General features: G+C 39.4%; 8 protein-coding genes. 4 read left to right on the top strand and 4 right to left on the bottom strand.

Translation table 11 applies throughout. From position 1 onward, the window contains the following. Positions 1-288: 288 nt before the first annotated feature. On the bottom strand, positions 289-672 hold the full coding sequence (locus CF596_RS07760; RefSeq protein WP_004973016.1) for a DUF962 domain-containing protein: 384 nt from the start codon (positions 670-672) through the stop codon (positions 289-291). A gap of 241 nt (positions 673-913) precedes the next feature. On the opposite strand from CF596_RS07760, the gene CF596_RS07755 reads away from it, so the two are divergent. Continuing rightward, positions 914-2380: a CYTH domain-containing protein gene (locus CF596_RS07755; RefSeq protein WP_096901882.1), complete on the top strand. Its 1467-nt coding sequence runs from the start codon at positions 914-916 to the stop codon at positions 2378-2380. A gap of 204 nt (positions 2381-2584) precedes the next feature. After that, positions 2585-4051 (top strand): CHAD domain-containing protein, encoded by a 1467-nt coding sequence (locus CF596_RS07750; protein WP_096901880.1) that lies wholly within the window; start codon positions 2585-2587, stop codon positions 4049-4051. A 105-nt stretch (positions 4052-4156) separates the two neighbouring features. Here CF596_RS07750 and CF596_RS07745 read toward each other — a convergent pair whose 3' ends face one another. Then, the gene (locus tag CF596_RS07745; protein WP_096901878.1) at positions 4157-4789 is read right to left on the bottom strand and encodes a hypothetical protein; all 633 of its coding nucleotides are present in this window, start codon (positions 4787-4789) and stop codon (positions 4157-4159) included. A gap of 108 nt (positions 4790-4897) precedes the next feature. Here CF596_RS07745 and CF596_RS07740 point away from each other — a divergent pair, with 108 nt between their 5' ends. Both CF596_RS07740 and CF596_RS07735 read left to right on the top strand, forming a co-directional pair. Further along, positions 4898-5299: a DUF3144 domain-containing protein gene (locus CF596_RS07740; RefSeq protein WP_004973007.1), complete on the top strand. Its 402-nt coding sequence runs from the start codon at positions 4898-4900 to the stop codon at positions 5297-5299. A 143-nt stretch (positions 5300-5442) separates the two neighbouring features. Further along, positions 5443-6507: an amidohydrolase family protein gene (locus CF596_RS07735; RefSeq protein WP_096901876.1), complete on the top strand. Its 1065-nt coding sequence runs from the start codon at positions 5443-5445 to the stop codon at positions 6505-6507. A 96-nt stretch (positions 6508-6603) separates the two neighbouring features. Here the strand turns inward: CF596_RS07735 and CF596_RS07730 are convergent, their stop codons facing one another. Together CF596_RS07730 and CF596_RS07725 are read right to left on the bottom strand one after the other, a co-directional pair. Continuing rightward, positions 6604-9420 carry a M16 family metallopeptidase gene (locus CF596_RS07730; RefSeq protein ID WP_096901892.1) on the bottom strand — a complete coding sequence of 939 codons (2817 nt, stop codon included), beginning with the start codon at positions 9418-9420 and terminating at the stop codon, positions 6604-6606. A 184-nt stretch (positions 9421-9604) separates the two neighbouring features. Then, positions 9605-10426, bottom strand: a complete 822-nt coding sequence (locus tag CF596_RS07725; protein ID WP_096901874.1) for a PhzF family phenazine biosynthesis protein — start codon at positions 10424-10426, stop codon at positions 9605-9607. Positions 10427-10852: the final 426 nt, after the last annotated feature.

The following is a 10852-nucleotide window of genomic DNA, read 5'->3' as shown; positions in this document are numbered from 1 at the left end:
ATAGTCTCGCTATTCCCTGCGTTTCATGCCTGATCTGCTCAGTTTTAGCCTACAGCGCAAGCCATTTATGAAATATCAACAGACCCTAATTTTTCGCATAAAAAAAGCCTAGAGAAAGGTCACTCTAGGCTTGGAAAGTCACAAACTTTTATCAATAAATTTGATGACACATTATTAGAATATTCACTCTATCATTTCAACAAAAAATTAATTTTATTTGTACATTTTTTATGAAAATAATCACATATCGTCTAGTTTTTGCCTAAACGGTATAACTAAACACTCAATTCAACTTGGAATTTTATCTTTAGCACGATCTTGCAAACTTAAATGACCACGTAAAACATCTGCAAACATCCGCCAGTCTGAAATAAAACTATACACAGGCTGTTTAAAACTGGCAGGTTTATTTTTTTCAAAAACAAAGTGCCCGACCCATGCACAGGCATAGCCTGCTAGCAAACCATAGAGTACATATTTGGCTTTTTTCTGGCGTATGGCTTTGCTCACACAATATAAACCGATACTGCTGCCAACAACGTGCAAACGACGGCTCATGATGTTGCGGTGTTCAGTTAAATAAAAACGGTAAAAGGTTGAATAGTCCTGAATTGGCAATTCAAACTTGGGGTCTGGTGTCGGCTCAAATTCGGGCTTTGATGCTGCGTTCATGTTCATCATCCTGATGTTTATAAATTTGAATTATTTTTGCTACGCTCAACGACACTTTAAACTAAGCCAAAATAAAAACCAAACACTAAAAAGCCAAGGTCAAGCCTTACTTCTTGGCATATTTTAGTTACAATCAAACGCACTTTTGCAAAACCTTAGTTCTGCAATTTTCACAAATTTATAATACCAATTTGTTTGCCGCTGCTTTGGCGCAACATGCTTTACGTTCAGGATATTTTTCATGGTCGAAGTTGAATTAAAATTTCAAATTCCAGTCGCACGTCGTACTGCACTACTCAAAACTTTAGACCCGAAAAAATCGACTCAAATTCCATTAAAAGCACGCTATTTTGATACATCTACGCACAGCTTGGCGCATCATGGCATGGCGTTAAGACTGCGTTTAGAAGGTGAGCAATGGGTACAAACTTTAAAAGCGGCAGGTCAAAGTCATTTTCATAGTTTTGAACATAACCATCCACTTGCGCCAACTGAAAATCCAGATACTCCACCACAACTTGATCTGCAAATTTATCAAAGTATTCCCGAAGCACAACAATTGCTAAATCAAGCTTTGGGACAAAATTGGGATCAGTTGCAACTACAATTTGAAACCGATATTCAACGTACCTCACGACTAATGACCGTTGAAGATACTGACATTGAAATCAGTTTAGATGTTGGTCACATTCGTTGTGCAGATGCTGAAGTTGAAGTACATGAAGTTGAGTTTGAACTGAAACAAGGTTCAATTCAGCAATTGCTGGCTTTTAGTTTTGAATGGGTGAAAAAATTTCATTTATGGCTGGATGTGCGCAATAAAGCAGAAATTGGACATTTGCTTTCTGTGCAGCAAAAAGTCAGCCCTGCGGCTCAGAGCAAAGAATTTCAATTCAGTAAAAAAGACCATGCAGACCAAAATTTACGCCTGTTAATTGCACAACAATTACAGCATTTATTGCCTAATATTGCCGCAATTTCTGCACAAGTTGCCGAACAAAGTCATATTGATCAGGCGCAGTTCGCTTTGCAACATTTACAACTAACACTATCCTTATTTAAAGATTGGTCGAAGCATTTAGGCGATAAATGGGCAATGCAAATTGCAGCATTTAAACAACATTTTGATCACCTGCAGCATTTGGAACACATGCAAGCCACACTCGGCGCATTTTTACAGAACCCGACGACTGCAGAGAACCTAAAAAAAGATACCTTGTACGCCCAAGAAAAATTGGTCAATTTAGTCCGTTCAACGCAAAATGTGCATCACTATTTAGAATTATTGATGTTTAGTTTAGCCGCGAGCGATCACTCAGGTTTAGACTTAAAAACTGCCGCACAAAACACGTTGCAACAGCAATATAAGCAGTTGCATGAACAATTACAGCACAGTGATATTCACGATTTTGAAAGTTTAGATCAACTGGCTTTGCGTATTCAGGAACTAAAATTTAGCTTCCCCATTTTGACGCATATTTATGATGTCAAAAATTTGCAGAAATATAGTAAAGCTTTGAATGATGCACAGCTTGCAGCACAGGAATATCAAGTGTTGGCATCTTCTGCAGCATACATTCAACAAACTGAATTGGAAGCGAGCGACTGGTTTGTTTTAGGTTGGCTCACTGCAAAACAGGAAGTGTATGCACAGCGTTTATTGGAAGCGACAGAACAATTTATGGTGAGCCGTAAATTCTTAAAATAAGTATCCTTAACATCCTCAAAGCACACGCTAAAAATACTGCAATACAACGGCAGCCTTGTGAATATTCATTCGGCTGCTTTGTGTTAAAAACTGAATACAAATTATTTTATTTTTCAAGCTTTTGTTCACAATTCTCCCCTTGTTCATTTATAGATTTACACTATAGTAAAGAGAACTTATCTTGTTTCATCGAGGGCATTCCCGATGTGTGAAATAGAATTAAAATTTCAAATTCCACACAACTATCGTGCGGCATTTGAAAAAGCATTTAAAAAGAACAAACTGGTTCAACAACAACGCTTATGGGCTAAATATTATGATAGTCCTGAACAGCACTTAGCCAAGCAACGCATTGCCCTGCGTCAGCGTTTAGAGGGCGATATTTGGAAACAAACTTTAAAAGCGCCTAGTCCACAACATTATGAACGCTTTGAGCTTGAACATGAATTAGGACATGATGCGCCTGAATTGTGTGATTTGGCATGTTATGAAAATCATAAACAAGCACGAAAGATTTTAAAAAAAGCCTTAGACGGTTCAGAGGTAGATTTAACCCTGCAGTTTGAAACCGATGTTTTACGCTACAGCCAATTGGCACATTATAAAAACAGCCAAATTGAAGTTGCTTTTGATTTAGGTGAAATCCGCCAAGGCAAAAATTCGGTTGAAATTTACGAAGTTGAGTTTGAACTGAAACAAGGTGAAATTGCAGACTTAATTGCCTATATTCAGCCGTGGATTAAAAAATATCATTTATGGCTCGACACACGCAGTAAATCGCAGCGTGGCAATATGCTGTATAACAATGAAACCATGATTCCTGTACAGCAGCAAAGTACCTTGCAATTGCAACACCCCGAAAATATGCATGAGTTGTTGGCGCAAATTACCCAGAATTGTTTGGCACACTTGCTGCCAAATGCAACTGCGATTGCCAGTCAAGATTATGCCAGTGGGCATGTGCATCAAGCGCGTGTTGCCATTCGACGTTTACGCAGTTCCTTAAAAATTTTTGCTGAATATGATGCGTTGGCAAATAACAATTGGGAAAGTCAATTGGCGACACTTTTTCAGCAGTTAGGTTCGACCCGCGATCAAGATGCTTTGCGCGAAAGTCTGATTCCGCAACTTGAAAATGCAGGCTCACCTATTACCGAACTACCACCTGCAGCATCTGAAAACATTGCGATTGATGCAATTTTCCGCTCACCGACCACAACCTTATTACTGTTACAACTTATGAGTTTTGCACATTCGGCTGCGATTGCAGATGCAGAATCAAAACCATTCAAAAAAGTATTACGTAAACGCTTGCAGAAAATGCATCAACAAATTTGTGATGATACAGGTCATTTCCAAACCTTGGATGTGGAATCTAAACACCGCACGCGTAAGCGTGTAAAACGTTTACGCTATACCGTGGAGTTTGTGAGTAGTTTATTTGCAGAAGATGACGTCAAAACGTATTTAAAAACCCTAAAACCATTACAGGAAACTTTAGGGCATTTTAATGATTTAATGGTGGCACAAGGTCTATATGAAAGCCATGCTCAAACTGAACCGAAAACATGGTTTGTATTGGGATGGATTGCGTCTGAAGAGCGTCATATTTCCATACAGATCGAACAGGATTTACAACAGTTTGCTGAAAGTCAGCCTTTTTGGTCGTAGTTAAAGTTTGATCATCAATCAATGATCACCTTTAAGCTCAACAGAGATGCATTTCATTTTGAGCTTTTTTATATTTAATCTTAATATTGCACACTTTCTAAAAGCTTAACGATATTTACCAAACACTTTCCATGTTTGGTTATCCGCTAAAGGGTCTTGATAGCTGTCACTGCGCTGCTTACGTGGCTTATCGCGCGCATCGACCAGTTCAAAATGCGGTTCAACACTTAACACAATACCATTCACATAAAAACGGGTGCGCGTGTAGTCACTTTGCCCATGCTGAAACACATAAGTACGCAAATCAATAAACTCACGATGTGCCACCAGTGCTGCATTGTCATCACTGTCTAACCAACGCTGCATGAGCTGAATTTCCTGCGGTTCAAATTGCCCACATTTTTCGATCAGGCTGGCAATCCCCCGAAAAGTTTTCGATTCTTTGGCGCGGGTTTTATTCACTCGAATCCGATCGACATGAAAATAAAATAAGGGCAAGTTCAAATGACTAGGTAAATGCACGGCATCAATGACTTCATCTTGCATAAAAGGCTGAAATAAATCCTGTGCACGTTCAATCAACCCTGTCCATTGTTTATAGTATTCTGCTACTTCTGCGCGTGTTCCATAATAAATCGGCAAGCCTTCAACATGGGCAAGTTGCACGGGTGGCCAAATATTTTGACGTAATAAAGCAATGTCGCTTTTTAAACTTTGTACCGCAATCGCATCTTGCATCAACCACTCCAATTTTGCTTAGGCTATTTTTAGCTTAAGGCAAAGGTTTTGTTTCTGCAAGGCTTTGCCTATAATGAAACATTCAGATTTTTAGCTTAGGAAAAATTCATGGTTCAAAAGATTGAAGCAACCGATGTAACCGAAGAAGAAGCATTAAATGCGGCTTTTTTTGAACGTGCCGATGAATTTATTAAACAGGCCAATGGCTTCTGTCATTTTGAAAAAGGCTCGACAGTAAAACCTGCCGAAATTCGTGGTCAGGTGAGTGCTGCCATGTTATTTGCTACTGCACGTTTTAATACTTGGGTGGCAGCCAATAATTTTAAAGATGGCAATGAAATGCGCGATGCCAAAGACCAAGTTATGTCATATATCTTGCAGCAATTTCAAATGATGCTTGAAGATAATTATGACGAATATTGCGAGCAGTTTGAAAACTATTTGCGCTTCCGCCACAACGAAGAATTTCATACCCATAAACATGATCACGACCACTCGCACGATCATTAATTTTTCGTATAAACAAAGCCCTACGGGGCTTTTTTTATTGAGGCTATTTTTAAAATTTGTAGTTTTTCGATAAATAACCCTTCCCTTTTGCAACATGATGGCTTTGAATAGTGAAATACTAGCGTCATAAAAACAGGATGATTATGCAGAATCTAGGATTTGCACTCATTGATGCACATATTCATCAGTGGGATCCGTACAACACGCCGCACAGCGCACGACTTGCTGTTAAGCTTTTGGGCAAGCATCCCAATTTGCTAGATAAAACCATCCGCCTGATAAAACCAAAAACACTCATTGAAACTTTAGGACGCACCGAGCACGTCACATCGCCCTATTTACCTGAGCATTATGCCCGTGACTTAGGTTTTTATACGGCTGAAAAAGTCGTGCATATTGAAGCCAATTGGCACAACCATAAAGGCAAAGGCGTAGTTGGTGAAACCGAATTTATAGAAAGTCTGGATTTTAAAAATAATGGTTTGGCTTTGGGCGCGATTGTCGCCACTGCAGACCCGCGCGATTCTAATTTTAAGAAAATTCTAAAATTACATCACAAAGCCTCTCCAAACTTCCGTGGAATTCGTAAAATGGCAGCCGTGCATGAAGATCACGGGATTTTCTCTTGGGCAGACGAACCACATTTATATCGGAACAAAAAGTTTCTAAAAGGTTTTGAAGCTTTAGCGCAATATAATTTAAGTTTTGATGCATGGACGTATTCGACCCAATTGGGCGATGTCTTGGCGCTGGCTAAACAATTTCCAGAAACTTCTATTGTACTTGACCATTTGGGCACACCTGCAGGGCTGTTCGGGCAAGTTGGCACACATACAGGCGTGACCAAAACAGCACGGGAAAACATTCTGTTTCGTTGGCAAGAAGATATTGCCGAGTTGGCACACTGTCCAAATGTTTACAGCAAAATTTCAGGGTTATTTATGCCTGTTTTAGGACATCAATTTCACTTGCAAAAACGTGAAGCCTCAAAACAGGAAATTATAGATTTAACTGCACCACTGATTCAGCATGCCTTACAAAGCTTTGGAATATATCGGTTGATGTTTGCTTCCAATTTTCCAATGGATCGAGTGAGCACGTCTTTGGTCAATTTAATTGATGCGACTAGTGATATTGTTGCGGCCTATCATCCAAATGCTTTGCAGCAAGTGTTTCATCATAATGCCAAACAGTTTTATCGTTTATAAAGCTTTAGCCAATTGAGCATAGATAGCAAACTTGAAGACAAAAAACGCATCGAAATGGATGCGTTTTTTGTATCTGCTCAAAATTAAATTGAATCTTTATTTAGACTGCGGCTTTAACGGCAGCACCTCAACATTGGCTTGACCATATTGATCGGCGGCTACTTCAAGCAAATGTTCTAAGCGTAAATATTTCTGAATCACAGCATCTACATCGGCTTTGCTGAGTTTTGCTAACGCTTGATCACGTCGCTCACGGTAACGTAAATCACGACCTTGTTCTAATTGCGGTACCAACATACGGTGGATACTGCGTTCATCTTCTAAGGCAGTCACACGTTTTTTCAAAATATCGGCTTTTGCAGCTTCAACTTCTTGCAAGCTGACACCATCACGGCGCAAATCCTGCAACACTTTATGCACCGCCTGTGACACTTGAGCCGACTTGCCTGCACTGTATTGCGCAGAAATACTGAGCGCACCCGATTGTTCAAATTCACTTAAACTCAAACCACTACTAAAACCATAAACCAATGCATTTTTTTCACGTAGTTCTTGTGCCAAACGTGAAGACAATTGCGATTCACCCAAAATATAACTCAGCACCATCATGGCAGGTGTGTCAGGATGATTCACACCCAAAGGTAAGGTCAATAAACTTTGATAACTGCCAAATTCGCGCTGTTCTGCCAATACATGCAACTTTTTCGCAGGATATGCCGTATAGGCTGAATCTAAGCGTTGATATGCTTCCGTATTGCGTGATTGTCCTAAACGCTGGGTTAAAGTTTTTTTGATTTGTTTCGGATCAAACTCACCTGTAATGGCAATCTGTGCATGATTCATGGCAAAAAATTGACGATATAACTGCTGCACCTGCGCTTGGGTTGCAGTTTGCAGTTGTTGCTTCGCAAATTCAGGCTCGAAGTGATAGCGTAAATCGCCCTGCGGGTAAATTTCAATTAAACGCGCCATAGTCAAAGCAGCCACAGTTTCAGGCTCGGTATAAGGTCGTTCTAAACTGGATAAACTTTGAGAACGAATTAAATCAAACTGACTTTGCTCAAAACTTGGGTTTTGCATGACATCTAAAACAAAATTAAAAAACGCATTAAACTTTTCATTTTTTGCCACAATTTGAATATGAATCGCATTAGCATCGGCTTGTGCAAAAGCCGAACCACCTGCAGCAATTGACTGATCGGCGATGTCTTGCAAACTATGCTCTTGAGATGCACGCAGCAACAAATACGCGGTTAAATCTAAAATTTCGCCCTGCTTAAATAAAGATTGTGCCGTACCAAAATTTACCGAAATGGTGGCATAGGTTTTATCATCACGCGTTGCAGTTGGAAATAATGCATATTTGGCACCATTTTTTAAGCTGCCACGCTGAATCTTTTTTTCATTTTTAATCAAAGCTTGTTTAGATTTTTGCACATAGTCTGTCACTTCTTGCTGATAACTTTGCACATCTTTCAAAGGTGCAACAGGTGTATCTTGCTGATCTAAAGTTTTTGCTGTATTTAGATTATTTTTTGCTGTGAGTGCCTGTTTTTGATCTTCAGGTGTGGGCTGAATATCGCCAATGACCCGATGCTGTGCAGTGAAGAACTGTTTTAAACGCTGATTTAGTTCATCTGCATTTAACTGTTGAATATTGTTTAAATCACGCCAATATTGTGTCCAATCACCCTGATAAGCCACAGCATAATCACTCAAGCGACCACCCAAAGCCACCGCATCATTCATCACACTGTCTGCCTGATTTTGAATCAGGTTTTTGACGCGTTGTAACTCAGCATCATCAAAGTTTTTTGCCTGTTCGATGCTTTGATTCAAGCCAGTTTGTACTTGCTTGGCATCGTGATTGGGTGCATACAAAGCCCCCATCAACACCAAATTAAAATCTTGATCTAACCATGTGCTGGACTGCACCATGGTACTTTTGCCGGTTTCTACCAGTGCTTGATACAAATGCCCACTCGGTTGCAATGTATGTAAATATGGTGACAGCACCAAAGCGGTTTTGATCTTTTCGTCATTGCCATTTAAATACAGATTAAACTTGGCCAGTTGACTGCCCTTTTGTACCACAAAATTTCGTTGCTGAATTTTGTTGCTGTCTAATCGTGGCACTTGTACTTGTTTGGGAATTTGTCGTGCTGCAATTGGACTAAAATGTTGATCAATTTGTTTTAACACCGCTGCCTGATCAAACTTGCCTGTCATCACTAAAATGGCATTATTCGGCGCGTACCATGTGCGATAAAATTGATTTAACTCCTGCATTTTAATGGATTGCAGTTCATTTAAATCGCCAATGGGTAAGCGTCCGAAATACTGATTGCCATAGGCCGATTTCCACACCTGATCTAACAAGACTGAAAACGGTTGATCCATACGCACTTCGCGTTCACGCTTTACAATCGCAATTTCGGCAGGCACATATTTTTCCTGCATGACCAATTTATCCATGCGTTCCGCTTCAAGATAAATCATCTCATTGACGGCGCGAGTTTCAGGACGAATGATGTTGGTGTATTTAGTGGAGTAATAGTCGGTGCTGGCATTGTGCATTAAACTATATTGATCTAAACGGCGCTGAAACTCCTCGGCAGGTACGTTTTCTGTACCTTTAAATGCCAAATGTTCCAACAAGTGTGCCAAACCACCTTTGCCTTGTGGATCATTCAATGAACCCGTTAAATACACCATATTCATAAAGACTTTATTTTCTTTCTGATTGGGTGCCAAAATGACTTTTAAGCCATTATCAAGTTGATATTCTTGTATTTCTTGCTTAGATTTTACTAAAACTGGCTGCGCGAAAATCACGCCATTAAATGCCAGTACACATAAAGATAAAGTGAGAGTTTTAAAACGTAGCAACTTCTTTTTCCCGATTGATTTCATTCTATTTTTTGATTTGCCATGAAATATGACAATTTTCAACTTGAGCGCAAACAGCATAACAAGCTGCAATTAAACCCACAGTAAATATTTGCAAATGATGTAAGTTAAAACCAAGAAAAAAATCTAGCAGACTTCTCTCATCTCAGCTTCATCTCCAAGATACAAGGTCTAATGCTGTGCATGTTTAAATCATGATTTCGCCCTGCAAATATAACTGCGCATAACCTGAAATTTCGATGCGATCATTAGGTAAAATTTTGCAATACAGTACGCCACCTCGGGCAGAAGCCTGATATGCCACAAGTTCGGTTTGCTGTAATTTTTCTGCCCATAGCGGTGCAATTGCAGTATGAATTGAACCTGTAACAGGATCTTCTGCAATGCCCATGGCTGGTGCAAAATAACGCGATACGCAGTCATACTGTGTATTTGCAGAGGCAGTAATCGCAACATCAACACTCGACTGTGCCGTAATGGCTGTGCGCAACTGTCCCAATTGTTTTAATAATTCAAGGTTAGGCTGTTCATCTAACACATCTTGTACCGATTCATATTCCACAATATAGGCTTGCGCATTGATATAGACGTTTTTAAATGGTTTAGTCAAAGCTTGGCGTAAAATATCGGGATAATCTTCAACTTGTTGGGCAGCACGAATTGGGAAATTCATGCAAATTTTGCCATCTTGCTGTTGCTGAACTGTAAAAATCCCCAATTTTTTCACATGAAATTGAATTGTCTTTGTCTCGGTATAATCCTTAAATAAAACAAAGCCGCTGGCAAGTGTCGCATGTCCACAAAAATCGACTTCTGTTGTGGGTGTAAACCAGCGAATTTCAAAGTTTTCCGCATCTATCATTTTGACAAAAGCGGTTTCAGACAGATTATTTTCCAATGCGATATTTTGCATTAAATCATCGGCTAACCATGTTTTACTAACAAGTACGGCAGCAGGATTGCCTTTAAATAATTCATGGCTAAAAGCATCGACTTGGTAAATTTTCATTAATGAACTCATGATCCTAAAAATATATACACTAATTTCATCTTAAGTTCTTTTCACTATAAGTGCCTAGCCAATTTCTGTACTTTCAATCTGCCAAGCGGGTTGATTTTGGACTAATTCGGCATAAAGCGAGCAGTAGTATCAGGGAAGTATGTTATTGGCTGTGATGCCAAGTTTGTAAAAGCTGTCTTCTTTAGCCCAACATTGGGCTTTTTTAGCGCTTAGCTTTCTAGTTTTTAATCGTTGTGATACTGCTGCTCATTTTGGCAAGCACACCAAAAAAATATTTATCAATAAGCAATACTTTCCCCCATTCTTATCGCATAATAGAGCCATCTCAAACGCACTGTATTTGCGATTTAATTGGAAATCGCCCGTTTTTCCTTTTAAATACTCTCAATTTTCCCAATTTATTGAATTTAAAGA

The sequence above is a fragment of the Acinetobacter sp. YT-02 genome (genome assembly GCF_002412355.1).
Classification (GTDB): Bacteria; Pseudomonadota; Gammaproteobacteria; order Pseudomonadales; family Moraxellaceae; genus Acinetobacter; species Acinetobacter towneri.
Note: the sequence above shows the minus strand (reverse complement) of the source record. Positions and strands in the feature narration are given on the sequence as shown.